Here is a 23,505-nt window from a genome sequence, read left to right as displayed (position 1 = left end):
GCGCGACCTCACTCATCCGTTTCGGCGACGGCATCCTCTTCGACAGCATCCGGAAGCTCTTCGAAGAGACCGGCGGGCGGAGTGACGATCACTCGGCCTCCGGCCACGTCCACCGTCGGCACGATCGCCTCGACGAACGGAACCATGATCTCGCGCTCTCCGGCCTTGACGATCAGAAGGTCCTGGGCGGGGAAGTGCTCGACACGCGAGACACGTCCGACGACGACATCATCGCGTACGACGTCGAGTCCGACCAGCTGCTGGTCGAACCACGCGTTCTCCTCGACCTCGGACGTGTCCTGGTCGATCCAGAGGATCGCCCGTACCAGACCCTCGGCGTCGCTGCGGTCATCGACGTCATCGAAGAAGACGACCGGATTCCCGTTCATGACGCGGTACTCGCGCACGGTGACGGTCTTGCCGTGCCACGGAGATGCCTCCGGCACCTGCAACGTGAACTCGGCACCCGGCGTGAAGCGCCGCTCGGGATTGTCGGTGTACAGCTCGAGCTTCAGCGCGCCTTTGAGGCCATGGGCCTTGACGAGGCGCCCGACGCGCAGCTGGTTCTTGCCCTGGTTCCTGTCCTTCTGCACCACGTCAGTCGTCCGCGACGTCGACGCGCACGCGACGACCATCTGCCAGGGCGGCGATGAGCGTGCGCAATGCCTTGGCGGTGCGGCCGCCGCGCCCGATCACGCGTCCACGGTCGTCGGGGTGCACGCGCACCTCGAGCAGGTCGCCTCGCGGCGACGTGGACGCATTGATGCGCACATCCTCCGGGTGATCGACGATCCCCTTGACGATGTGTTCGAGCGCGGCGGCGAGCACGACGGATTACTCCGCGTCTGCGGCGGGAGCCTCAGCGGCCTCCGCGTCGGCCTCGACAGCGGCGGGAGCCTCCGCAGCGGGAGCCTCCTTCTTCTCCGCCTTCGGCTTCACGACGGACTTCTTGGCCGCGTCGATCTCGAAGGGGGCCTTGGGCTCGGCGACCTTGAGGGTGGACTTCGCGTCCTTGTCGCCCTTGAACTTGCCCCAGTCGCCCGTGATCTTGAGCAGAGCGGCGACCTGCTCGGTCGGCTGAGCGCCGACCGACAGCCAGTACTGTGCCCGCTCGGAGTCGACCTCGATGAACGAGGGCTCCTCGGTGGGGTGGTACTTGCCGATCTCCTCGATCACACGACCATCGCGCTTGGTGCGCGAGTCGGCGACGACGATGCGGTAGTAAGGCGCGCGGATCTTGCCCAGGCGCTTGAGACGAATCTTGACAGCCACGATTCTCCTGAATTGTGTGGAAGGAAACGAACCGATCGCCTGGAGAGTGGGGTGCACACCCGGCGGAAGCTCTGAAAGGGAGGATGAGTGCTGGATAGAGGGTCGAGCACGTCGTCCAAACCTCTATTCTGCCAGATGCGGGGCCTGCGCGCGAAACGTGGCGACACGGTGGGGTCGTGTCGCACTGGCTGCGTGCCAGACTGTGCTCGTGAAGCTCGAATTCGCTCCGTCCGCCCGCTCCACCGTCGGGCTGGAATGGGAGATCATGCTCGCCGACCCTGCGAGCGGAGACCTGGTGGGACGCGCTCCTGAGCTGCTCACCGCGCTCGAGGCCGAAAGCGCAGACGAACGTCACACCGTGACCGGCGAGCTTCTCACGAACACGATCGAGGTGACCAGCGGAATCGGCTCCTCCGTCGCGCACGCGATCGACGACATCGCCAAGGCCATCTCCGCCGTGCGCGCTGCGACGGACCCTGCAGGCATCGAGCTGCTCTCCGCAGGAAGTCATCCTTTCGCTCAGTGGTACGAGCAGCAGGTCACCGACAAGACGCGGTACCACAAGCTCATCGAGCGCACCCAGTGGTGGGGACGCAACATGATGATCTGGGGCATCCACGTGCACGTCGGCGTGGAGGACCACCGCAAGGTCTTCCCCATCATCAACGCGCTCGCGGGCTTCCTGCCGCATCTGCAGTCCCTCGCTGCGTCGAGCCCGTTCTGGGCCGGCGAGCGGACAGGCTACGCGTCGAACCGCGCTCTGGTCTTCCAGCAGCTGCCCACGGCGGGACTCCCCTGGCCTCTGCACGACTGGTCGCAGTTCGAGTCCTTTCTCGATGACATGGTCCGCACCGGTGTGATGGCTGACGCCTCCGAGGTTCGATGGGACATCCGTCCCGCACCGCGTTGGGGCACGATCGAGGTGCGAGCCTGCGACGGCATGTCGACTCTGCCGGAGCTGGCCGCCGTGGCGTCGTTGATCCAGGTGCTCGTGGAGCACTTCTCCCGACAGCTCGACGAGGGGCGCCCACTACCTGAGCTTCAGGCGTGGTACCACCGCGAGAACAAGTGGCGCGCGGCCAGATACGGTCTCGACGCGCGTGTGATCGTCGACTCGCTCGGCGGTCAGCGCAGCGTGCGCGAGCACCTCTCCGACACTCTGGAGGAGCTCGCGCCGATTGCGCTCGATCTCGGCTGCGACCGGGAGTTCGCCAGCGTGTCGCGGATCCTCGACGACGGTGCGAGCTACGCGCGCCAGCTGTCGGTGGCGGATGCCGCAGCCGGAGATCTGTCCGCGGTGGTTCAGCATCTGATCCGGGAGTTCCGGTCGGGCCCTGAGGCCTCGACGCACGAGACGTGACGCGTCAGTCGTCGACGAGACGCCTCGCGAGGCCTTCGTCGAGCACGACATCGGTGACCAGGTCCGCGGCGATGGCCGACCGCAGGCTGATCAGCTTCGGGATCCCCGACACCACGCACACGCGCCGCGGAACGCGCCGCAGCCGGTCGAGTCCCGGGCCCGTGGCCCGGGCGTTCACGCGGATGTCCCTCCACGACCCGTCCGCCCGGAAGAACACGGTCGCGACATCGCCGATCGCGTTGTCCTCGCGAAGGCTCCGGTAGTCATCGCGGCTGAGATAGCCGCCGACGTACACCCGGCTGGGAACTTCCGCGGCCGGAGATCCGAGACTGAACACGGCGATGTCCATCTTCGCCTGAAGATCGAGCACGCGCCGAGTGCTGCGTTCACGCCACATCGCCTCCCGCGTATGCGGATCGTCGAAGAACGCAGGTACGGGGAACTGCTGCACCTGCGCGCCGAAGGCGCTGCCGAAGCGCTGCAGGATGTCGCTCGAATACTCGACGCCGCTGGTCTGCGTGTTGCCGGCGCCGTTGAGCTGCACGAATGTGGTGTTGTGGGTCTCCTTCTGCGTGAGCCCGCGGCTCACCGCACTGATCGTCGATCCCCACGCGACGCCGACGATCATGTTGGAGTCCACGAACTGCGAGAGCAGGCGACCTGCGGTGAGGGCGACGCGCTCCAGACGCTCCACCTCGCTGACGATCTCGGGCATCGGGACGACGTGCGCCGCGACGTGATGACGATCGCGGATGCGCTGCTCCAGCATTCCGAGCCGCTCCAGCGGTGAGTTGATCCGGATGTCGACCAGTCCGCTCTCCCTGGCGAAGCTGAGCAGCCGCGACACGGACGATCGCGACGTCCCGAGCTCCTGCGCGATCACCTCCATCGTCTTGTCCTGCATGTAGTAGAGCTGCGCCGCGGTGAGCGCCGCGACCAGCTTCGAGTCGCGGGATTGCGCCTCCGTCTTCGCCATCATGACCTCCTGGAGTTCGATCCTTGCACATATGTGCAGTGGGCTTGCGCGCTGTGCCCGGCTGGGTAAATGCTGGGGGCAAGAAGAGAAGAAGGGTCGAGGATGATCGAGTCGACACACTCATCAGCGGAGCGCGACGAGGTTCGCGCAGTCCGCGAAGCCGGACGCACGAGCGTCCTTGTCATCGGGGCCGGGATCAACGGCATCTCGACGTTCCGCGACCTGGCGCTCCAGGGCGTCGACGTCGTGCTCGTGGAACGCGGCGACTTCGCCTCCGGCGCGTCGTCGGCGTCGAGCCACATGATCCACGGCGGCATCCGCTACCTCGAGAACGGCGAGTTCCGGCTCGTTCGCGAATCGGTCGAGGAACGCAACGGCCTTCTGAAGATCGCTCCGCACTACGTCAAGCCGCTGCAGACCACGATCCCGATCTACTCGACGTTCTCGGGCATCCTGTCCGCTCCCCTGCGCTTCCTGACGCACAAGAGCGGCAAGCCCCAGGAGCGCGGCGCATTCCTCATCAAGGTCGGCCTGACGATCTACGACACGTTCTCGCGCGACGGCGGTATGGTTCCGCGTCATCGGTTCCTCGGACGAAAGAAGTCCCTCGCCGAGCTGCCGGCGCTCGACCCGAACATCAAGTACACGGCGACCTACTACGACGCCTCGATGCACGACCCCGAGCGCCTCGCGCTGGACGTGCTGCAAGACGGTCGCGCTGCGCACCCGGGTGCCATCGCACTCAACTACGTCGAGGCCATCGGCCGCGACGGTGACAAGGTTCTGCTGCGCGACCGCGAGAGCGGCACCGAGTTCGCCGTCGCCTCCGACGTGGTCGTGAACGCCTCCGGCCCGTGGACGGACCTCACCAACGACGCACTCGGCGAGATCACACGCTTCATGGGAGGCACCAAGGGCTCGCACATCGTGCTCGACCACCCGGAACTCCTCGAAGCCACCCGCGGCCGCGAGATCTTCTTCGAGCACTCCGACGGCCGCATCGTGCTGATCTACCCCCTCAAGGGCCGGGTGCTCGTCGGCACGACCGACATCGACGCCGACCCGCGCGAGGTCCCCGTGTGCACGGACGAGGAGGTCGACTACTTCTTCGAACTCATCCACCACGTGTTCCCGCAGATCGCTGTGTCGCGCGATCAGATCGTCTACAACTTCTCGGGCATCCGTCCGCTTCCGCGCCACGAGGACACAGCTCCCGGCTTCGTCTCCCGTGACTACCGCATCGAGGTCGACGACAAGGGCGCCGTGCCGCTCGTCAGCCTCGTCGGCGGCAAATGGACGACGTTCCGCGCACTGGGCGAGTCGCTCTCCGATGTGGTCCTCGGCCTCATCCGGCGCACCCGCACGGTCTCCACGGCCGGTCGCGCGATCGGCGGCGGCCGTGACTTCCCCCGCACCGAGAAGGCCCGCCGCATCTGGATCCAGGAGAACCTGGCCGGCGCGGGCGATCGCGCAGACTCCCTGCTCTCCCGTTACGGCACGCGTGCCGCGCAGGTCTGGGAGTACATCGAACAGGGTGCTGATACGCCGCTGGCCGGCGGTGACCTCTCGACGCGCGAGCTCGAGTGGATGGTGCAGAACGAACTCGTGGCCCGACTGGAGGATGTGATCCTGCGTCGCACGAGCATCGCCTTCACAGGCAACGCGAGCGCCGAGGTGCTCGACGAGATCGGCGACGCTCTCGCTCCGCTGCTCGGCTGGGACCGTGATCGCCACGACGCCGAGATCGAGCAGACACGGAACCTGTTGAACGAACGACACGGCCTGAACATCTCGTCCCGCGCTCGCGGCTGACGACTCCGAACGTCGCCCTCCTCTGCGACGTGAACTCCATCGAAACGCGGCAGGGCTGAGGGGCCCTGCCGCTCAAGAAAGGTCAATGAAGACATGACTGATGTGAATCTCGGTCTCTACTTCCTGTCTGAGCTCGTCGGAACGGCGATGCTCATCATCCTGGGATGTGGAGTCGTCGCCAACGTCGCGCTCACGAAGAACAAGGGCTTCGGCGGAGGCTTCCTGATGGTGAACTGGGGATGGGGCCTCGCGGTGTTCGCGGGTGTTCTCGTCTCGGCCTACTCGGGCGCCATCCTGAACCCCGCCGTCGGCATCGGCCTCCTGATCGCCGGCAAGATCGACTTCGCCATGTTCGCCACCGCCGCAGGCGCCGAACTGCTCGGTGCGATCCTCGGTGCGATCATCGTGTGGCTCGGCTACAAGCAGCACTTCGATGAGGAGCCCGAGGCGGCGAACAAGCTCGGCGTGTTCTCGACCGGTCCTGCCATCCGGTCCTACGGCTGGAACCTCGTGACCGAGGTCATCGGCACCTTCGTGCTGGTCTTCGGCATCTTCGCCTTCGCCGACTACGGTGACATCGAGGTGGGAACGCCTGGAGGCCTCGGCCCGCTCACGGCACTCCCGGTCGCCCTCCTCGTGGTCGGCATCGGCGCTTCGCTCGGTGGCCCCACCGGCTACGCGATCAACCCCGCCCGCGACCTCGGTCCGCGCATCGCCCACGCCATCCTCCCGATCAAGGGCAAGGGATCCAGCGACTGGTCGTACGCGTGGGTTCCGGTCGTCGGTCCCCTCATCGGTGGAGCGATCGCCGCTCTCGCGGCCCCCGTCCTGCTCCACCTCGCCTGACCCCTGAATTCAAAGGAGAACAACCATGGCTGACTACATCATCGCCATCGACCAGGGAACCACCTCCAGCCGCGCGATCATCTTCGACAAGAAGGGCAGCATCGTCGCAACGGGCCAGAAGGAGCACGAGCAGATCCTGCCGCAGGCCGGCTGGGTCGAGCACGACGCGGCCGAGATCTGGCGCAACGTCCAGGAGGTCATCGGACTCGCGCTGAGCCGCGCCGACCTCACCCGTCACGACATCGCCGCGGTCGGAATCACGAACCAGCGCGAGACCGCCGTCGTGTGGGACAAGACCACTGGTGAACCCGTCTACAACGCGATCGTGTGGCAGGACACCCGCACGCAGGGCATCGTCGACCGCCTTGCCGCCGACGGCGGTGTCGAGCGGTTCAAGCAGGTCGTCGGGCTTCCCCTCGCCACCTACTTCTCCGGCACGAAGATCGCGTGGATCCTCGAGAACGTCGACGGCGCACGCGAGAAGGCCGAGGCCGGGAACCTGCTGTTCGGCACCACCGACTGCTGGGTCCTCTGGAACCTCACCGGCGGTGTCGACGGAGGCGTGCACGCGACCGATGTGACCAACGCCTCGCGGACCATGTTCATGGACCTCGAGACGCTCGAGTGGCGCGACGACATCCTCGAGGCGTTCGGGGTCCCGCGCTCGATGATGCCTGAGATCCGCTCCTCGTCCGAGGTCTACGGCGCAGCGGAGGACTCCTCGCTGCTGCGCGAGACGCCGATCGCCGGCATCCTCGGCGACCAGCAGGCGGCGACGTTCGGCCAGGCGGCGTTCAACACCGGCGAGAGCAAGAACACCTACGGCACGGGCTGCTTCCTCATCTTCAACACAGGCGAGGAGATCGTCCACTCGAAGAACGGGCTGCTTACCACCGTCGGCTACAAGCTCGGCGACGGACCGACCCACTACGCGCTCGAAGGTTCGATCGCGGTGACCGGTTCGCTCATCCAGTGGCTGCGCGACCAGCTCGGCATCATCAGCTCCGCCCCCGAGGTGGAGGAGCTGGCGAAGCAGGTCGAGGACAACGGCGGCGTCTACATCGTCCCGGCGTTCTCGGGTCTGTTCGCTCCTTACTGGCGCCCCGACGCACGTGGTGCGATCGTCGGACTCACCCGGTACGCGAACAAGAACCACATCGCGCGCGCCGCGCTCGAGGCCGTCGCCTTCCAGACCCGCGACGTCCTCGACGCGGTGAATGCGGATGCCGGTGTGGACCTCACCGAGCTCAAGGTCGACGGCGGCATGGTCGCGAACGACGCCCTGATGCAGTTCCAGGCCGACGTCCTCGGCGTTCCTGTGGTCCGACCGGTGGTCGCCGAGACGACTGCTCTCGGAGCCGCCTACGCCGCGGGCCTCGCGGTCGGTTTCTGGAACGGCCTCGACGACCTGTCCGCGAACTGGCAGGAGGACAAGCGCTGGGAGCCGTCGATGGAAGCCGCCGAGCGCGATCGTCAGCTGCGTCTGTGGCGCAAGGCCGTCTCCAAGTCGATGGACTGGGTCGACGACGACGTGAAGTGATCGCAGATCGCTGAGAGGGCGGGTCCGGAGAGTTCTCCGGACCCGCCCTCTCACGTTCCAGCCAGCACTCCGTCCAGTTCGTTCAGGAATGCCTTGGCCACGTTGCGCGGCGACCGCTCGTGCCATGCCGCGTACTCCACGCGGTACGGTCCGTCGACGACCGCGATCGACACCACATCCGCCTGTGACCGGGCCACGACCCCCGGCGCCAGCAGAGTCACGGCGAGCCCTGCGCCGACGAGCCCCAGGATCAGCTCCGCCGACGCGGCCTCGAAGGCGACGTCGCGCCCGACACCCGCATGGCCGAACGCGATGTCGCTCTGAGCACGGCCAGACGTCCCCGCCGGGAAGTCTGCGAACACCTCACCCGCGAGATCGGACAGCTCGAGACGGCGACGCTCCGCCAGACGGTGCGCACGAGGTACCGCGGCGACCAGTTGCTCCCGCGCCAGCATCCGCTGCGAGACCCCGGTCGCGCTGCTGTCCTCTCGCAGCCCCAGAAGAGCGACGTCGAGTTCACCGTTGCGCACCGAGGCGGTCAACGCGTCGCTGTTGCCGACGGCGAGTTCCACGCGCACGGACGGATGCTGCGCCCTGAAGCGCGCGATGAGCGATGGAACGTCGACGGCCGCGACGGTCGGGATCACCCCGAGCCGCAGCGTGCCGATCACCTGACCACCGGCTGCCGCAGCATCTTCTCTCGCCGCCTCCGCCGCCGCCAGGGCGATGCGCGCCTGCGCGGCGAACGCCTCGCCTGCTTCGGTCAGGCGCACGCTTCTGCTGGTACGTGCGAACAGCCGCTCGCCGATCTCCCGCTCGAGAGCAGCGATCTGGTGGCTCAGCGCCGACTGGGTCACGAAGCAGCGCTCGGCCGCGCGGGTGAAGCTCGATGTCTCGGCGACCTCGACCACATATCGCATCTGCTGAAGATCCATCTGTCCATGATTCCGCTTCATGGATACTGTGACAACTATGCCTTGGACTCATGGTCCGGAAACGAGCACGCTGGAACCATGAATCGACTGGCCACTGTGTTCCTCACCGCCATCGCCCCGATGGCATGGGGCACCACCTATCTCGTCACCACCGAGCTGCTTCCCGCGGGGCACCCGCTGCTTGCCGGACTGCTCCGCGCGCTGCCTGCAGGGCTCATCGCGATCGCCATCGGCCGGTCGCTCCCCCGCGGCTCCTGGTGGATCAAAGCACTCGTGCTCGGCATCCTGAACATCGGCGCGTTCTTCCCCCTGCTCTTCCTCGCCGCTGAGCGCCTTCCCGGTGGCGTCGCCGCTGCCGTCGCCGGCGTGCAGCCGCTCATCATCCTGATGCTGGGCACGCTCGTGCTGCACGAACGGATTCGCCCCCTGACCGCGACGGCCGCCGTGGTCGGCGCCGGGGGCGTGGCCCTCGTCGTGCTGGGGCCGGCCGCGCAGCTCGACGTCCTCGGCATCCTCGCCGCGCTGGGCGGCGTGACGGCTACGGCATTCGGCATGATCCTCACGAAGCGATGGGGCCGCCCCGTCGGCGTCGGCCCTGTGGCCTACGCAGGTTGGCAGCTCACGGCCGGGGGATTGTTCCTGCTCCCGCTCACCCTCCTGTTGGAAGGAGCACCGCCCGAGATCGACGGCGCGGCGGCCGCGGGCTACCTGTGGCTGGGCACGGTGGGCGGACTCCTCGCCTACACGCTGTGGTTCCGCGGCATCCAGCAACTCCCCGTGATCGCCCCCGGGCTGCTCGCGCTGCTCTCCCCTGTCGTCGCGACGATTCTCGGCGCGGCTGTTGCCGGCGAGACGTTCGCTCCCGTCCAGGTGGTCGGCTTGCTGCTGGTACTCGGCGCCCTCGTCGCGGGTCAGCTCGTCACTCGCCCGAAGGGGGTCGTCCCGCCCGTGACGGACCTCGCCGAGGCCGCCGCGACGATCCGTCGCTGAGCGGTCTCAGCTCTTTCCGAAGAGCTTCTGGATCTCGGCGAGATCGGCTTCGGACGGCGCCTTCCGGCCGCCGAGGCCGAAGCCGGAGCCCGTGGGTGTCGACGGAGCAGCGAGGCCGGCGTTCTCGGCTGCCCGCTTCGCCGGGTTGCCCGACCGCGAGACGCTCTTCGACTTGCCCTTCTTACCTCGCTTCGACGAGGCGCCGGGGCGTCCCATCCCGGGCACGGGGCCCATTCCAGGAAGATTCGGCGTGCCGCCGCGCGCCACCGTCTTCATCATCTTCGCGGCCTGCTCGAAGCGCTGCACGAGCTGGTTCACGTCGGTGACGGTCATGCCCGAACCACGGGCGATCCGCAGCCGACGAGAGCCGTTGAGAACCTTCGGGTTGCGCCGCTCGCCTGGGGTCATGGAGCGGATGATCGCCTCGGTGCGATCGATCTCCTTCTCGTCGAAGTCCTCGAGCTGCTGCTTCATCTGCCCCATGCCCGGGAGCATCCCGAGCATCTTCTTCATCGAGCCCATCTTCTTCATCTGCTGAAGCTGGTCGAGGAAGTCTTCGAGGGTGAAGGCCTCGGTTGCGAGCTTCTCGGCCATCTTCATGGCCTCCTCCTCGTCGAAGGCCTGTTGGGCCTGCTCGATGAGGGTGAGGATGTCGCCGAGGTCGAGGATGCGGCTCGCCATGCGATCCGGGTGGAACGGCTCGAGGTCCTCGAGACGCTCGCCCGTTGAAGCGAAGATGATCGGGCGTCCGGTGATCGACGCGACCGACAGCGCGGCGCCACCGCGCGCATCGCCATCGAGCTTCGACAGGACGACACCGGTGAAGTCGACGCCCTCCTGGAAGGCCTTCGCCGTGTTCACGGCATCTTGACCGATCATGGCGTCGATGACGAACAAGACCTCGTCTGGCTCGACGGCCTTGCGGATGTCGGCGGCCTGCTTCATGAGCTCGGCGTCGACACCGAGGCGACCCGCGGTGTCGATGATGACCACGTCGTGCTGGTGACGGCGCGCGTGCTCGACGCCGTCGCGCGAGACCTTCACCGGGTCGCCGATGCCGTTGCCCGGCTCGGGCGCGTACACGGTGGCGCCGGCCTGCTCGGCGACGACCTGCAGCTGGTTCACGGCGTTGGGGCGCTGCAGGTCGGCGGCGACGAGCAGCGGCGTGTGCCCTTCTCCCTCGAGCTGCTTGGCCAGCTTGCCGGCGAAGGTCGTCTTGCCGGAGCCCTGGAGACCCGCGAGCATGATCACGGTCGGCGCAGTCTTCGCGAACTGCAGACGGCGCTGCTCGCCGCCGAGGATCGCGACCAGTTCCTCGTTGACGATCTGCACGACCTGCTGCGCCGGGTTCAACGCCTTGTTGACCTCATCGCCGAGCGCGCGCTCGCGCACCTTCGCCGTGAAGTCCTTGACGACGACCAGCGCGACGTCGGCGTCGAGCAGTGCGCGACGGATCTCGCGCACGGTGCCGTCGACGTCGGCGGCGGTGAGCTTTCCCTTCGTGCGCAGGTTGCGGAAGGTCTCAGTGAGCCGATCGGAGAGCGTGCCAAACGTAGCCATGGTGCTTCGATTCTACGCGAGCGGAACCTCGATGCTCAGCGCGGCGCGGAGCTCGTCTTTCGCCCGCTGGTGACGGCCCCGAGCGGTGGATGCGGGGATGCCGAGCAGCTCGGCCGCTTCTGCGAGGGTGAAGCCGTCCCAGTGCACGAGTCGCACCAGCTCCGCCTGCTCGGAATCCAGACGGGCGATCGCGTCACGGACCTCGGCGCCAGCATCCGCGGACGGTCCTGATCGGTCAGCCGTCGGTTCGAGGCGGATGCGGTCGGCCAGAGCCCAGCGCCGACGCTGACCGCGAGCGTGGTTGAGCAAGGTTCCTCTCGCGATGCCGAACAGCCACATGCGCGCGTGCTCCGCCTCCGACGGAAGATCGCTCACCCTGCGCCAGGCGACGACCATCGTCTCTCCGAGCAGGTCGGGGGCGTCGTCCGGTCCGACCCGACGCGCGAGATACGCGAGGAGGTCGGATGCGTTCGCCTCGACCACCGCCGTGAGACGGGCGGAATCGGTGGTCATTGCTCGCCACCCTCTCCGCCCCAATCCTCGCCCTCGCAGTGAAGCTGGCTGTGCGCCTCTGCTCCGGAAAGTCCGTTCTCGCTGTCGTAGCCATGTGCCTTCAGCGCGTTCCCCAGGGCTTCACCAAGTGCCTGGTCATGGGCGAGCCACGCGTTCAGATCGGGAAGGCGCGGGTCGCTGCTCCCCTCGTCGCCCGTTACGGCCTGGCCTGCCTCGATCTGCGCAAGGTATCCGTCGACGAAGGGAGCGGCGGCCGCCTCGACATCGTTGTTCGCGAACCACTCATCGATGATCCGGTTCACGTCGGCCTGGATGAACAGGTTGTGGGTGTCGTAGCCGCTGTACCGCAGCTCGCACTGGCCCCATGTCGGCGACGTGTAGGTATAGCTGCGGTCGGGGTTCTCCAACCCGTCACCCCACAGCCAGTCCGACGATGCACCGGCGAATCCTGCGCCCCCGACGAGCAGGAGGCCTAGCAGGCTGCCGAGCGCGACGTTGCGCCGGCGCCGCCTCGGCACCCGAACCTCAGCCGCGGCATCCGCCACCATCGCCCGTACGTCGACCTGATCGATCACGCGAGCGACAGGCGCCGATGCGTTCAGCAGGCCGTCGAGCTGTTCAGTGTCCATGAGCAGTTCCCTTCTGGGTGGGTTCACTCATGACCTGTCCGGCATAGCGCCGGATGTCCGCCGCTATGCCCAGCGCAGATCGTCGATTCCGCGCAACGCGCCGTCGAGCGTGGTCTCGGGTGCGCCGAACCCCGCACCGTGCTCGGCCCAGACGCGCAGCGACGAGAACAGCGCGGCGGCGTACGCCGCACCGATGATGTCGGAGTGGATCACGCCCATGCCTGCGGCTCTCGCCGCGTCCGAGATGGCTGAGGCGAGCCGCGCCTGACGCACCCCGGTGTCTCTCACCAGTTCCTCGTCCAGCCCCATCGCCGAACGATTCCGCAAGGCGAGGGCGAGCGGGTCGGGCGCGAAGTCGTGGACGATCTCGCGCAGTGTCGCGCGCACCGATCCCCCGTCGCCGCTGCCCTCCATGGCGGACAAGGCATCGGCGGCGCGGGCGATCCGCGCGTCGAGTCCCGACCAGAGCACATCGCTCTTCGAGGAGAAGTAGTTGAAGAAGCTCGATCGGCTGACGCCCGCCCGCTGGGTGATGTCAGCCACCGAGGTGGCGTCGTAGCCCCGCTCGAGGAACAGCTCGCACGCCGCCTCGGCGAGCGTCTCGCGCGATGACGCTCTGGGGCGTCCGGCCCTGCTCCCGCTGCTCATCTCCTCACGCTACCGCGCGTCGGGCACCACCGTTCGCGGGAGGAGTATTGTTGGACGCAATCCAACTAGCTTCGAGAGGGCGGACACGCATGCTCGACATCCTCACCCCGGGACTCGCACCGGAATACGTTCCGTACCTCGACGGCTGGGAGCTCCAGCGCCGTGTCCATGCTGACGTGGTCACGGGCACACGACCCGATACGCTGATCCTCCTCGAGCACGAGGCCGTGTACACCGCCGGAAAGCGCACGGAGGACCATGAGCGCCCGCAGGACGGGACTCCCGTGGTCGACGTCGACCGCGGCGGCAAGATCACCTGGCACGGACCCGGACAGCTGGTCGGCTATCCGATCGTGCGCCTCCCCGAGCCGATGGACGTGGTCGCGCATGTCCGCCGCCTCGAGCGTCTGCTGATCGACGTGCTCTGCCCGCTGGGGGTCGACGGCTATCAGGTCGAGGGACGCAGCGGCGTGTGGGTGCGCCGTCCTCTGTCCGAGGACAAGGTGGCCGCGATCGGCGTCCGGGTGCAGCAGGGCGTCACGATGCACGGCTTCGCCATCAACTGCGACAACACGCTGGCGGGCTTCCGCGGCATCATCCCCTGCGGGATCACGGACGCCGGCGTCACCACGGTGAGCGAGGTGATCGGCGCCGCCGTCTCCCCCGGCGACATCGTCGCCGGGGTGATCAACGCCTTCACAGACGAATACGCATCCGCCGAGTACACAGGAGTCCCCGCATGACCGCCGTCCCCGAGGGCCGCAAGCTTCTCCGTCTGGAGATCCGCAACGCCGAGACGCCCATCGAGCGCAAGCCCGAGTGGATCAAGACCAAGGCCAAGATGGGGCCCGAATACACTGCACTGCACTCGCTCGTGAAGAGCGAGGATCTGCACACCGTGTGCCAGGAAGCGGGTTGCCCCAACATCTTCGAGTGCTGGGAGGATCGCGAAGCCACGTTCCTCATCGGCGGCTCACAGTGCACACGGCGCTGCGACTTCTGCCAGATCGACACCGGCAAGCCTGCAGACTACGACACGGATGAGCCCCGTCGCGTCGCGGAGAGCGTGGTGCGCATGAACCTGCGATACGCCACGGTGACCTGTGTCGCCCGTGACGACCTACCCGACGGCGGAGCCTGGCTGAATGCCGAGACGATCCGGCAGATCCACGCGATGAATCCGAACACCGGCGTCGAATTGCTCGCGACAGACTTCAACGGCGACCCGGCACTGCTGAGCGAGGTCTTCGATGCTCGCCCCGAAGTGTTCGCGCACAACGTCGAGACGGTTCCGCGCATCTTCAAGCGCATCCGTCCGGCCTTCCGCTACGAGCGCTCCCTCGACGTGATCACGCAGGCCAGGGATGCCGGTCTCATCACGAAGTCCAACCTGATCCTCGGCATGGGCGAGGAGCCGGAAGAGGTCGTGCAGGCTCTGCACGACCTGCACGACGCCGGGTGCGACATCATCACGATCACGCAGTATCTGCGGCCCTCGCCCCGACACCTGCCCGTGGCCCGCTGGGTCAAGCCAGACGAGTTCGTCGAGTTCAAGGAAGAGGCCGAGCGGATCGGCTTCCTCGGCGTGCTCGCAGGACCGCTGGTGCGCTCGTCCTACCGCGCGGGGCGGCTGTGGGCTCAGTCGATGGCGTCGAAGGGCCGGGAGATCCCTCCGCACCTCGCCCACATCGCTGAGAGCGCGGATCTGGGCTTCGCACAGGCCGTGTGACGAGGGCTTCTCGTCTCTCGGAGAGACGGGAAGCCTGCGAACTCAGTCGCCGCTCATGACCGACTGCACGCCGCCGTCGGAGCCGAGGTTCACGAGCAGGACGTCGTCGGTGGAGCTGTCGTCGAGCGCGTACTCGAGCACGGCGAACGGCTCGGATCCTCCGTGCTCGTCCGCGAGGATCGTCATGCTCATCAGACGCAGCGAGCGGATGATGTCGACGGCCGCGTCGCCGCTCACGTCGACCAGAACCTCCTCGAGGTCTTCACCGAACGTCTCCTGCTGCTGGAGGATGTACTCGGTCACCTCGCTGGTGCGATCGTCGACCTCGGCGAGCATGCTTCGGCGGGCTGTCGCGTCGACGCTCTCGAGCCCGGCGATCAGCGAGGCGGCGATGTCGAGCGCGTCGGCGGACACGTCGTCCTGGTCGGGAGCCGTGAGGTCGACGGTCACGCTCTGGTCGCCGAGTTCGATCGTCTCCGACCAGAAGATCGAGCCGTCGGGACCCGAGGACAGAAGTCCGAAGTAGTCGTGTTCGATCGCCATAACGCTATGAAACCAGCCTCTCGTCCGCGACGGTAGTCCTGTCCTCAGCCAACCAGCGACTGGACGAAGACATGGGGGGTGAAACCGGTCAGATCATCGATCCCCTCACCCTGACCGAGGAGCTTGACGGGGATGCCGGTGCGCTCCTGTACGGCAAGCACGAAGCCGCCCTTGGCGGAGCCGTCGAGCTTCGTGAGCACGAGCCCGGTGACCCCGGCGTGCTCGAGGAAGGACTCGGCCTGCATGACGCCGTTCTGGCCGGTGGTCGCGTCGAGAACGAGCAGGACTTCGCTGATGGGAGCCTGCTTCTCGATCACACGACGGATCTTCGAAAGCTCATCCATCAGTCCGCCCTTGGTGTGAAGGCGACCAGCGGTGTCGATGATCGCGATCTCGATCCCCTGGTTCTTCGCGAACTCGACGGTCTGGAAGGCGACGGATGCCGGATCCTGCCCTTCCTGCTGCGGGCGCACGATCGCGGCTCCGCCGCGCTGCGCCCAGGTGGCGAGCTGATCGACGGCGGCCGCGCGGAAGGTGTCGGCCGCGCCGACGACGACGCTGCGCTGATAGCCCCGGAGGAACTTCGTGAACTTCCCGATCGTGGTCGTCTTGCCGACGCCGTTCACGCCGACGACCAGCACGACAGCAGGGCGCTCGGTGAGTTTGAGAGTCGTGTCGAACTTGGCGAAGTGCTCTTCGAGGGTCTCGCGGAGCATCCGCTGGAGATCCTTGGGATCAGTGGTCCGGTAGCGCTCCACCTTCTCGCGCAGCTCCTCGACGACGCGCTCGCTGATGTCGGGGCCGAAGTCAGCTGTGATCAGTGCGGTCTCGAGGTCTTCCCACGTGGTCTCGTCGATGGTGGGCTTGACGAACATGCCGCGCAATGCGCGACCGAGGGACCAGGACTTCTCCGCCATGACTCCAGCCTACGGGTAGCATCCTGGGATGATCCGCGAAAAGGCGCTCCGTCGTCTCCACATCCACGGCGGCGGGCGACGTGGTGCGGAGGCCTGGCCCCACGTCGCAGACCCCGACGCGATCTTCGTCTCATTCCCCGCCGACGCCTCGATCGCGGATCAGGCGGAAGAACTGGCCAGCGAGCACCGAGGTGAGCGGTTGCTGGTGTTCGCCCACTCGATCGGCGCCGTGCCCGCTGTGCTCGCCGCTCATCGACTCGAGGTCGCGGGCCTCGTGCTCCTCGAGCCCGCCCTCTACGACATCGCGCGCGGCCATGCTGCCGTCGAGCGCCACATTGGCATCGTGACAGAGGCCAGGGCACGCGTCGCCGTCGGCGACCTCCGCGGATTCTGGGCCATCATGCGCCCGCTCATGTTCGGCGGGCCGTTCGAGGCCGCGCGCTGGGAGGACGAGCAGTCGCTCGCCGCCCGCTGGGCGGCGACGAACCTGCCGTGGGGGCACGGAGTACGGGAGCGGATGCTCGACGGCATCCCCACTCTGGTCGTCACCGGAGGCTGGAACGAGGAGTACGAGGTGATCGGCGAGATCATCGCGACACGTGGCGCGGTGCACCGCATCCTCCCCGGTGCCCAGCACCGGCCGCAGGATCTCCCCGGCTTCGCCGATGTCGTTGCCGAGTTCGAGACGTCTCTCGCCGGCGCGTGACTCAGCTCGCAGCGGCCGCGCGGTCCCCGACGCGCTGACCGACCACGGCGGAGACGCCGTCTTGACGCATCGACACGCCGTACAACGCGTCGGCGATCTCCATCGTACGCTTCTGATGCGTGATCACCAGCAGCTGCGAGCTCTCGCGAAGCTGTTCGAACACCGTTAGAAGGCGGCCGAGGTTCGCATCGTCGAGCGCGGCCTCGACCTCGTCGAGGATGTAGAACGGGCTCGGACGTGCTTTGAAGATGGCCACGAGGAGAGCGACGGCCGCGAGAGACCGTTCGCCACCCGACAACAGCGACAGCCGCTCGATCTTCTTGCCGACGGGGCGCACGGACACTTCGATGCCCGTCGTCAGCATGTTGTCCGGATCGGTGAGGGTGATGCTTCCCGACCCCCCGGGGAACAGCAGCGGGAAGACCTCGCCGAATGCCTCCTTCGTGTCGGCGAAGGCGCTCGCAAAGATGGTCTGCATGCGCTCGTCGAGGTCGGCGATGATCGTCAGCAGATCCTGCCTGGTCTGCGTCAGGTCGGCGAGCTGTTCGGTGAGGAACGCGTGCCGCTGCTCGAGCGCGGCGAACTCCTCCAGAGCAAGCGGGTTGACTCGTCCGAGCTGCGCGAGCTTGCGCTCCGCCTCGGCGAGACGACGCTGCTGCACCCGACGGTCGAACGGCACCGTGCCGCCCTCGATGTGCTCTCCTTCGGCGACGGGCGTGAGCGGGTCATGGGGAACGAGCTGGTCCGGTCCATATTCCGCAACGAGAATATCTTCGTCGAGCGCCAGCTCGGACGCCACACGTTCGAGCAGACTCGTGAGATGGAGCTTCTTCTCGTGGATCTGCAGCTCGAGCCCGTGCACGCTCTCGGTGAGGCCGGCGAGGCGATCCCGCAGGGTGGATTCCTGTGCGCGGAGAGCGGTGAGTTCTTCGTTCTGCGCTGACCGCGCGGACTCCGCCTCCGCCAGCGCCACTCGCGCTTCGGTGACCGAACGGTCCAGCGAATCGAGGATGCGGGGCAGCTCCTCGGCGACGCCGGATGCCGCTTCCCGCTGCGCCCTGCGGATCACGGCCCGACGTGCAGCCTCGGCCGCCGCATCCCGCTCCTGCTCGCGCTGACGCTCGAGTGACGCGACCCGCGCCTGAGCGGCTCGCACCCGCTCGCGCAGCGTCTCCACCTCGAGCCGGGCGCGCACCTCGCCCTCACGAGCGAGCTCGAGGGACTCGAGAAGCCCATCGCGGGCTGAGGCGTCGAGGACAGGTCGCGGCGCCTCGACGGCCCGGTCGAGGTCGGCGCGAGCGGCCTGGGCCGTCGCCTCGGCATCCGCGACCGCGGCCTGCGCCTGTGCGAGGCCCGATTCGAGCCGCTCGCACTCCGCGACAGCCGACTCATGCCGGACGGTGATGCGGTTGATCTGTTCGGCATGGGTCGCGAGGGCCGCATCGTGCTCGCGCAGCGCACGCAGGGCGTCCTTCGCGAGCCGACGGGTCGTCTCCACCTGCTCACTCGCGTCCTCGCGTGCCTCGCGGAGCGAATCGACGACGATCTGCACCTCGGCGAGCCGCTCCTTCGCAGCGTCGCGCTCCGCGGCGAGCTCGAGGCGTGATCGCTCGCCGCCCGCGCCCGTGCGCAGCGTCTGCGCCGTGACCACGTCGCCTCCCACCGTCACGATCGTCGTGCTGGTGTCTCCCACCAGATCGAGGGCCGCCCGCGCCGAGCGGGCGCTGTCGAGAGACTCGGCGATCAACACGTGAGACAGGATCGCGAGCACGCCGTCCGGGGCTGTCACCGTGTCGATCGCCGGAGTCACTCCATCGACCGCAGGCGGATCGACGGCCGCGCGCGTCGCGGAGGCGATGACCACGTCCACCACTCCCCTGCGGTTGTCTGCAGCTTCGACGGCGACGGCGAAGGCATCCGAGGGCGCGTCGACCAGAACACCCTCGGCGAGCGGGCCCAGCACCGCGGCGACCGCCGCTTCGAACCCTGCACGCACCTGCACCGCGTCGCCGACGAGCCCGCGGATGCCGGGTCCTCCTGCTTTGACGATCTCGGCCGCTCCTCCCGACACCGCCAGCGCGCTGTCGAGCGCTGCGGCCTTGGCGGTGAGGGCGTCGACCTCACGCTCTGCTGCGTGCAGCCGCTCCCGCAGGGCCTCGCGCTCGGTCTCGGCCGCCGTCGCCGCCCGCTGGGCTGCCTCGTAAGCGGCAGCGTGCTCTGCAGCCGTTCCCTCCGGCGCCTCCGCGTCGGCGATCGATTCGAGCGCCTCAGCGGCTTCGCGGCGACGGATGTCCGCCGCCTCCAGCGCATTCTCCTGACGCAGCACGGCACCGCGCACGGCGGCGAGAGCGGATGCTGCGGCCTCGGCCGTTCCGCGCAGGGTCGTCAGGCGCATGTCGTACTCCGAGACCAGAGCGCTCTGCTCGGCGATGTCCACGTCGAGAGTGTCGAGCTCGGCGCGCGCGTGCATGACTTCACGACTCGCGGCCGTCGCGGCGTCCTGCGCATCGCCGAGGCCCGCGGATATCTCGTCGATCTCGTCCTTGGCGTCGTCGATGACCGCCTGGGTCACGGTGACCGCGGTGACCGCGGCGTCGTCATCGTCCGAGCCGAGCAGAGCGAGGCGCTGATTGGCGAGCGTGTAGAGCCCACGCATCCGCTCCTGCACCTGCTCGAGACCGAAGGTCACGCTACGGGCCTGATCGACCGCCGCCGAGTTCTGCTCTTGCTCGAGGCGGGCGATGCCGGCACGCACCGCCTCGGCCTGATCTGTGAGCACCAGGCGCTCGGTGTGCCGCTCCTGTTCGGTGCGGGTGTGGTCGGCGAGGGCCGCGCGCAGCGCCACGACGTCGTCCGCGAAGATCCGGGCCTTCGCGTCGCGTACGACCGCAGCGATGGTCTGCGCCTCGCGCGCGATCTCCGCCTGGCGCCCGAGTGGCTTGAGCTGCCTGCGGATCTCTCCTGCCAGGTCGCTGAGACGTGTGAGGTTGGTCTCCATCGCGTCGAGCTTGCGGAGCGTCTTCTCCTTGCGCCGACGGTGTTTGAGGATTCCGGCGGCCTCCTCGATGAACCCTCGGCGGTCCTCGGGCGAGGCCTGCAGCACGGTGTCCAGTCGCCCTTGACCGACGATGACGTGCATCTCGCGGCCGAGACCGGAGTCGCTCAGCAGCTCCTGCACGTCGAGCAGGCGGCAGCTCTCCCCGTTGATCGCGTACTCGCTGGATCCGTTGCGGAACAGCGTGCGGCTGATCGTGACCTCCGCGTAGTCGATCGGAAGCGCGCCGTCGGCGTTGTCGATCGTCAGTTGCACCTCGGCGCGGCCGAGAGGACCTCGGGTCGACGTCCCCGCGAAGATGACGTCTTCCATCTTGCCGCCGCGGAGCGTCTTCGCACCCTGCTCGCCCATGACCCAGGCGAGAGCGTCGACGACATTCGACTTGCCTGATCCGTTCGGACCGACGATGCAGGTGACCCCGGGTTCGAACACGAAGCTGGTCGGCTGCGCGAACGACTTGAACCCCTTGAGCGTCAGGCTCTTCAGATGCATGCGGGGGCCACTCGTCCTCGGGAATTCACGCCATCACGCTACCGGAATCATGCTCGTCGACGAGCATCCCGCGCGGGGATCCCGCGAACGCGACACGCCGGGCGACACGCCCGGTGCTTGACTCTGCCTGAGAGCCTTCGCTACGGTACCAACGGATCGACCCGTGAAAGGAGGTTACCGATGATGATTCAGTTCAACGCACAGGCCACAGGCCTCGCCGCGCGTGTTCACTCCGCGCCCCGCTATGCGTTCTCGGTGACCGCCTCGGGTCTTCGGCGCTGCACGCTCTCGTAGCACCGCAGTCGGAGAATTCGCCCGCCACAGGTGGGTCTTCTCGTCGACGCGAACCCGCGCTCCGCACCTGATCTCTCCGCAGATCACGGTCTCCCGCCGTTCCGGCATCCGCTGATCCCCCACGAGGGAGATCACACCTTCCCGCGCCGCACCCGATCGCAGATCGGTCCGTATCGTCGGCGCCTTCCGCCACTCATCACCACCATTCACCTCGAAGGACACACCGTGAACACCACGCTGCACCACAGCACCACCCACCCGCCGGATACCCAGGACCAGACCGTCCTGCACATCCCCGCCCCCGATGATCTGCGCGAGCTCGCTCTCGCAGACCGCCTGTCGCTCAAGATCGGCCTCTGGCTGCTCGAGAGGGCTCAGCGGCCGAAGTCCGTGAAGGAACGCGTCATCACCCCCGCCGAACCGCTGTTCCTCAGCGATCGGCACCTCACGACCGGTGAGAGCCGGATCCTGCTCGAATACCACATGCAGCGCCAGCTGCGCTGACCGGAGACCAGCACGATGATCGCCCTCACCGAAGCCGCGACGCTGCATCCGCTCGTGCTCCCCGCACGGGCGGATGCGGCGGACGCCGGCGACCTGCTCGACTACGCCCGGGTCCGCAACGCCTCGCTGCTTGAGACGACCGGACGGGACGACGAGCACCTCGAGCCTGACGCCCTGCTTGCGCTGCTGCGATCGGACGCCGACTTGGAGCGTCGGCAGTGGTCCGTCGTGGAGGACGGCGAGACGATCGGCGTCGCGGTGCTCAATGTCGTCGCCGACGGCGGCGGACGGACCGCGTACGTCACCATCAACCTTCTGCAGCGCACGTGGGGCCGCGGACTCGGCACAGTCGTTCTCGCACAGATCGAGAAGACCGCGAAGGAGGCCGGGGTCCGCAAGCTGCTGCTGTGGACCGAGCACACCGATCGCGGCGAGGTCCGCCTCGACTCCCCCACGGGCTTCGGGTCGGTTCCGCGCGACCACCACCATGCCCGGTTCCTGCTTCGGCACGGGTTCGCGCTCGAGCAGGTGGAGCGCGTGAGCGTCCTCGAGCTGTCGGAGGAGAGCACGCGCCGCGTCACGGCGCTGCACGACGCCGCCGCGAGGATGGCCGACGGCTACCGCGTCGTGCAGTGGACGCTGCCGACGCCGCCTGCCCACGTCGACGGCTACGCACGCATGAAGCAGCGCATGTCGACCGACGTCCCCGACGCCGAGCTCGACATGCCGGAGGAGAACTGGGACGCCGAGCGCGTCGCGCGTCACGATGCGCGTCACCTCGACCGCGGCAACACCGTGCTCGTGACCGCCGCGCAGCATGTCGCAACCGGCGAACTGTGCGCCTTCAACGAGCTGGCGATCGGCCGTCGCGCGGATGAGACGACGCATCAGGAGGACACCCTCGTGCTGTCCTCGCATCGGGGCCACCGTCTCGGTCTGCTCGTCAAGACAGCCGGTTTGCTCTCGTGGCGGACTCAGCATCCGCTGAGCCCTCAGGTCATCACGTTCAACGCCGAGGAGAACCGGCCGATGCTGAACATCAACGAAGCCATCGGCTTCGTCCCCGTCGCCTACGAAGGAGCGTGGAGGAAGGATCTGCCGTGAGCATCTCGATCACTGCGCTGCGTGTGCCGTCGTCTCTCGACGCCGACGACGCCGCAGACTTCCGGCTTCTGGGAGATCTGGGCAGGCAGGTCTGCGACGAGCAGGTCGGCCTCCCCGACCTGTCGCCGTCGGCTGCTGAGATGCTCTCGGAGTGGCAGGACCCCACCGACAGCCTGCATCTCGGCTACGTCGCTCGCATCGACGACGCCGTCGTCGGCATGGTGACGCTGGCCTTCGCCCAGGAGGAGGGCGCGCAGACCGCGGAGTTCGACATCCTCGTGCCGGAGGCGAACTCGGGCCGCGGCGTCGAGCAGGCGCTTCTCGCTCGCGCAGAGGAGGACGCGGTGGCGAGGGGCCGCAGCATCCTGCAGACCTGGACGTTGCATCGACCGGACGAGCGCGACCGGATGCTGGCTCCGGCCACAGGTTGGGGGCGGATCCCGGCCACGCCGCTCGCCGACGTCATCGCGGATGCCGGATACACGCTGGAACAGGTCGAGCGCAACAGCGAGTACGACCTGCGGTCGGACGGCACGGAGGTGCGGCGGATGCTGGCGGAGGCATCGGCGTTCGCCGGTCCGGACTACCGCGTGCGGGAGTGGACCATGCCCACTCCGCCCGAACTGCGCGACGGATACGCGGCCGTCCTCGCACGCCTGTCGACCGATGCCCCCAGCGGTGACATGGACTTCGTCGCCGAGCAGTACGACGCCGACCGCGTGGTTCGCCGGGAGGCGACGCTCACCGCGGCAGGTCAACTCGTCTCAGTGACCGCCGTCGAGCACGTGCCGACGGGCGAACTCGTGGCCTACAACGAGCTGCTGGTCGCCGCGGACCGCACGGGAGTCACGCATCAGTTCGGAACGCTGGTCGCCGCGCATCACCGAGGGCATCGGCTGGGCACGATCGTCAAGTGCGCGAACCTGCTGCGGTGGCGCGAACTGGTGCCGACGTCTCCCATCGTGTCGACGTTCAACGCCGAGGAGAACCGGCCGATGCTTGACATCAACGAGGCGATCGGGTTCGTACCGGTGTCCTACGCCGGGGCGTGGCAGAAGCGACTCTGACACATCATCCCTC

General features: G+C 67.7%; 23 protein-coding genes. 11 read left to right on the top strand and 12 right to left on the bottom strand.

Going from position 1 to position 23,505, the window contains the following annotated elements; genetic code table 11:
• Nucleotides 1–8: 8 nt before the first annotated feature.
• Genes rimM through rpsP form a run of 3 tightly spaced genes read right to left on the bottom strand, consistent with a single transcriptional unit; the run spans nucleotide 9 to nucleotide 1,272 of the window.
• The gene (gene rimM, locus QFZ53_RS11760) at nucleotides 9–596 is read right to left on the bottom strand and encodes a ribosome maturation factor RimM (RefSeq protein ID WP_292908965.1); all 588 of its coding nucleotides are present in this window, start codon (nucleotides 594–596) and stop codon (nucleotides 9–11) included.
• A gap of 1 nt (nucleotide 597) precedes the next feature.
• Complete coding sequence (locus tag QFZ53_RS11755) at nucleotides 598–828, bottom strand: RNA-binding protein (protein WP_217183775.1); 231 nt, start codon at nucleotides 826–828, stop codon at nucleotides 598–600.
• Between the two features lie 6 nt (nucleotides 829–834).
• On the bottom strand, nucleotides 835–1,272 hold the full coding sequence (gene rpsP / locus QFZ53_RS11750) for a 30S ribosomal protein S16 (protein ID WP_292908973.1): 438 nt from the start codon (nucleotides 1,270–1,272) through the stop codon (nucleotides 835–837).
• Between the two features lie 208 nt (nucleotides 1,273–1,480).
• Between rpsP and QFZ53_RS11745 the strand changes: the two genes are divergently transcribed.
• Nucleotides 1,481–2,632 (top strand): glutamate--cysteine ligase, encoded by a 1,152-nt coding sequence (locus QFZ53_RS11745; RefSeq protein ID WP_307296588.1) that lies wholly within the window; start codon nucleotides 1,481–1,483, stop codon nucleotides 2,630–2,632.
• 4 nt (nucleotides 2,633–2,636) lie between these two features.
• Here the strand turns inward: QFZ53_RS11745 and QFZ53_RS11740 are convergent, their stop codons facing one another.
• On the bottom strand, nucleotides 2,637–3,608 hold the full coding sequence (locus QFZ53_RS11740; protein ID WP_292908977.1) for a sugar-binding transcriptional regulator: 972 nt from the start codon (nucleotides 3,606–3,608) through the stop codon (nucleotides 2,637–2,639).
• Nucleotides 3,609–3,710: 102 nt separating this feature from the next.
• On the opposite strand from QFZ53_RS11740, the gene QFZ53_RS11735 reads away from it, so the two are divergent.
• From QFZ53_RS11735 to glpK, 3 genes are all read left to right on the top strand, one after another.
• Nucleotides 3,711–5,420, top strand: coding sequence for a glycerol-3-phosphate dehydrogenase/oxidase (locus tag QFZ53_RS11735; RefSeq protein ID WP_307296585.1), 1,710 nt, complete (start codon nucleotides 3,711–3,713; stop codon nucleotides 5,418–5,420).
• Nucleotides 5,421–5,513: 93 nt separating this feature from the next.
• Complete coding sequence (locus tag QFZ53_RS11730) at nucleotides 5,514–6,266, top strand: MIP/aquaporin family protein (RefSeq protein ID WP_307296583.1); 753 nt, start codon at nucleotides 5,514–5,516, stop codon at nucleotides 6,264–6,266.
• Between the two features lie 25 nt (nucleotides 6,267–6,291).
• Nucleotides 6,292–7,806: a glycerol kinase GlpK gene (gene glpK, locus QFZ53_RS11725; RefSeq protein ID WP_307296580.1), complete on the top strand. Its 1,515-nt coding sequence runs from the start codon at nucleotides 6,292–6,294 to the stop codon at nucleotides 7,804–7,806.
• 50 nt (nucleotides 7,807–7,856) lie between these two features.
• On the opposite strand, the gene QFZ53_RS11720 is transcribed toward glpK, so the two are convergent.
• A complete protein-coding gene (locus QFZ53_RS11720; protein ID WP_307296577.1) occupies nucleotides 7,857–8,741 on the bottom strand; it encodes a LysR family transcriptional regulator in 885 nt (294 codons plus the stop codon).
• 78 nt (nucleotides 8,742–8,819) lie between these two features.
• Between QFZ53_RS11720 and QFZ53_RS11715 the strand changes: the two genes are divergently transcribed.
• Complete coding sequence (locus QFZ53_RS11715) at nucleotides 8,820–9,731, top strand: EamA family transporter (RefSeq protein ID WP_307296574.1); 912 nt, start codon at nucleotides 8,820–8,822, stop codon at nucleotides 9,729–9,731.
• A gap of 6 nt (nucleotides 9,732–9,737) precedes the next feature.
• Here QFZ53_RS11715 and ffh read toward each other — a convergent pair whose 3' ends face one another.
• The 4 genes from ffh to QFZ53_RS11695 all read right to left on the bottom strand — a co-directional run bounded on the left by ffh (nucleotide 9,738) and on the right by QFZ53_RS11695 (nucleotide 13,081).
• Entirely contained in the window at nucleotides 9,738–11,291 is a 1,554-nt protein-coding gene (ffh, locus tag QFZ53_RS11710) for a signal recognition particle protein (protein ID WP_307296571.1), read from the bottom strand.
• A 12-nt stretch (nucleotides 11,292–11,303) separates the two neighbouring features.
• Nucleotides 11,304–11,804 (bottom strand): RNA polymerase sigma factor, encoded by a 501-nt coding sequence (locus QFZ53_RS11705; protein WP_307296569.1) that lies wholly within the window; start codon nucleotides 11,802–11,804, stop codon nucleotides 11,304–11,306.
• A complete protein-coding gene (locus tag QFZ53_RS11700; protein WP_307296568.1) occupies nucleotides 11,801–12,433 on the bottom strand; it encodes a hypothetical protein in 633 nt (210 codons plus the stop codon). The genes QFZ53_RS11705 and QFZ53_RS11700 overlap by 4 nt, the downstream gene beginning before the upstream one ends.
• Nucleotides 12,434–12,496: 63 nt before the next feature.
• The gene (locus tag QFZ53_RS11695; RefSeq protein WP_292910053.1) at nucleotides 12,497–13,081 is read right to left on the bottom strand and encodes a TetR/AcrR family transcriptional regulator; all 585 of its coding nucleotides are present in this window, start codon (nucleotides 13,079–13,081) and stop codon (nucleotides 12,497–12,499) included.
• Between the two features lie 89 nt (nucleotides 13,082–13,170).
• On the opposite strand from QFZ53_RS11695, the gene lipB reads away from it, so the two are divergent.
• The gene (gene lipB, locus QFZ53_RS11690; protein ID WP_307296565.1) at nucleotides 13,171–13,824 is read left to right on the top strand and encodes a lipoyl(octanoyl) transferase LipB; all 654 of its coding nucleotides are present in this window, start codon (nucleotides 13,171–13,173) and stop codon (nucleotides 13,822–13,824) included.
• On the top strand, nucleotides 13,821–14,810 hold the full coding sequence (gene lipA, locus QFZ53_RS11685) for a lipoyl synthase (RefSeq protein ID WP_292910057.1): 990 nt from the start codon (nucleotides 13,821–13,823) through the stop codon (nucleotides 14,808–14,810). Before lipB ends, lipA begins: the two co-directional genes overlap by 4 nt.
• 42 nt (nucleotides 14,811–14,852) lie before the next feature.
• On the opposite strand, the gene QFZ53_RS11680 is transcribed toward lipA, so the two are convergent.
• Both QFZ53_RS11680 and ftsY read right to left on the bottom strand, forming a co-directional pair.
• Nucleotides 14,853–15,353 (bottom strand): DUF2004 domain-containing protein, encoded by a 501-nt coding sequence (locus tag QFZ53_RS11680; RefSeq protein ID WP_292910059.1) that lies wholly within the window; start codon nucleotides 15,351–15,353, stop codon nucleotides 14,853–14,855.
• Between the two features lie 44 nt (nucleotides 15,354–15,397).
• Nucleotides 15,398–16,270: a signal recognition particle-docking protein FtsY gene (gene ftsY / locus QFZ53_RS11675; protein WP_307296558.1), complete on the bottom strand. Its 873-nt coding sequence runs from the start codon at nucleotides 16,268–16,270 to the stop codon at nucleotides 15,398–15,400.
• A gap of 28 nt (nucleotides 16,271–16,298) precedes the next feature.
• Here ftsY and QFZ53_RS11670 point away from each other — a divergent pair, with 28 nt between their 5' ends.
• On the top strand, nucleotides 16,299–16,976 hold the full coding sequence (locus tag QFZ53_RS11670) for an alpha/beta fold hydrolase (RefSeq protein ID WP_307296556.1): 678 nt from the start codon (nucleotides 16,299–16,301) through the stop codon (nucleotides 16,974–16,976).
• A gap of 1 nt (nucleotide 16,977) precedes the next feature.
• Here the strand turns inward: QFZ53_RS11670 and smc are convergent, their stop codons facing one another.
• Nucleotides 16,978–20,523: a chromosome segregation protein SMC gene (gene smc, locus QFZ53_RS11665; RefSeq protein ID WP_307296554.1), complete on the bottom strand. Its 3,546-nt coding sequence runs from the start codon at nucleotides 20,521–20,523 to the stop codon at nucleotides 16,978–16,980.
• A 324-nt stretch (nucleotides 20,524–20,847) separates the two neighbouring features.
• Here smc and QFZ53_RS11660 point away from each other — a divergent pair, with 324 nt between their 5' ends.
• Genes QFZ53_RS11660 through QFZ53_RS11650 form a run of 3 tightly spaced genes read left to right on the top strand, consistent with a single transcriptional unit; the run spans nucleotide 20,848 to nucleotide 23,492 of the window.
• Nucleotides 20,848–21,321, top strand: coding sequence for a hypothetical protein (locus QFZ53_RS11660; protein ID WP_292910067.1), 474 nt, complete (start codon nucleotides 20,848–20,850; stop codon nucleotides 21,319–21,321).
• A gap of 15 nt (nucleotides 21,322–21,336) precedes the next feature.
• Nucleotides 21,337–22,425 carry a GNAT family N-acetyltransferase gene (locus QFZ53_RS11655; protein ID WP_307296550.1) on the top strand — a complete coding sequence of 363 codons (1,089 nt, stop codon included), beginning with the start codon at nucleotides 21,337–21,339 and terminating at the stop codon, nucleotides 22,423–22,425.
• A complete protein-coding gene (locus QFZ53_RS11650) occupies nucleotides 22,422–23,492 on the top strand; it encodes a GNAT family N-acetyltransferase (protein ID WP_307296547.1) in 1,071 nt (356 codons plus the stop codon). Before QFZ53_RS11655 ends, QFZ53_RS11650 begins: the two co-directional genes overlap by 4 nt.
• Nucleotides 23,493–23,505: the final 13 nt, after the last annotated feature.

This window comes from Microbacterium natoriense (genome assembly GCF_030816295.1).
Taxonomy (GTDB): Bacteria; Actinomycetota; Actinomycetes; order Actinomycetales; family Microbacteriaceae; genus Microbacterium; species Microbacterium natoriense_A.
The sequence above is the reverse complement of the archived record's forward strand: the minus strand, read 5'-3'. Positions and strand labels throughout refer to the sequence as shown.

Bases quoted from the DNA above. Each gene is read 5' to 3' on its own strand.
- ffh (WP_307296571.1), bottom strand. From the start codon at position 11,291: ATGGCTACGTTTGGCACGCTCTCCGATCGGCTCACTGAGACCTTCCGC.
- QFZ53_RS11730 (WP_307296583.1), top strand. From the start codon at position 5,514: ATGACTGATGTGAATCTCGGTCTCTACTTCCTGTCTGAGCTCGTCGGA.
- QFZ53_RS11670 (WP_307296556.1), top strand. From the start codon at position 16,299: ATGATCCGCGAAAAGGCGCTCCGTCGTCTCCACATCCACGGCGGCGGG.
- QFZ53_RS11720 (WP_307296577.1), bottom strand. From the start codon at position 8,741: ATGGATCTTCAGCAGATGCGATATGTGGTCGAGGTCGCCGAGACATCG.
- QFZ53_RS11740 (WP_292908977.1), bottom strand. From the start codon at position 3,608: ATGGCGAAGACGGAGGCGCAATCCCGCGACTCGAAGCTGGTCGCGGCG.
- glpK (WP_307296580.1), top strand. From the start codon at position 6,292: ATGGCTGACTACATCATCGCCATCGACCAGGGAACCACCTCCAGCCGC.
- QFZ53_RS11695 (WP_292910053.1), bottom strand. From the start codon at position 13,081: ATGAGCAGCGGGAGCAGGGCCGGACGCCCCAGAGCGTCATCGCGCGAG.
- QFZ53_RS11700 (WP_307296568.1), bottom strand. From the start codon at position 12,433: ATGGACACTGAACAGCTCGACGGCCTGCTGAACGCATCGGCGCCTGTC.
- QFZ53_RS11655 (WP_307296550.1), top strand. From the start codon at position 21,337: ATGATCGCCCTCACCGAAGCCGCGACGCTGCATCCGCTCGTGCTCCCC.
- smc (WP_307296554.1), bottom strand. From the start codon at position 20,523: ATGCATCTGAAGAGCCTGACGCTCAAGGGGTTCAAGTCGTTCGCGCAG.
- QFZ53_RS11680 (WP_292910059.1), bottom strand. From the start codon at position 15,353: ATGGCGATCGAACACGACTACTTCGGACTTCTGTCCTCGGGTCCCGAC.
- lipB (WP_307296565.1), top strand. From the start codon at position 13,171: ATGCTCGACATCCTCACCCCGGGACTCGCACCGGAATACGTTCCGTAC.
- QFZ53_RS11705 (WP_307296569.1), bottom strand. From the start codon at position 11,804: ATGACCACCGATTCCGCCCGTCTCACGGCGGTGGTCGAGGCGAACGCA.
- QFZ53_RS11715 (WP_307296574.1), top strand. From the start codon at position 8,820: ATGAATCGACTGGCCACTGTGTTCCTCACCGCCATCGCCCCGATGGCA.
- QFZ53_RS11735 (WP_307296585.1), top strand. From the start codon at position 3,711: ATGATCGAGTCGACACACTCATCAGCGGAGCGCGACGAGGTTCGCGCA.
- ftsY (WP_307296558.1), bottom strand. From the start codon at position 16,270: ATGGCGGAGAAGTCCTGGTCCCTCGGTCGCGCATTGCGCGGCATGTTC.
- lipA (WP_292910057.1), top strand. From the start codon at position 13,821: ATGACCGCCGTCCCCGAGGGCCGCAAGCTTCTCCGTCTGGAGATCCGC.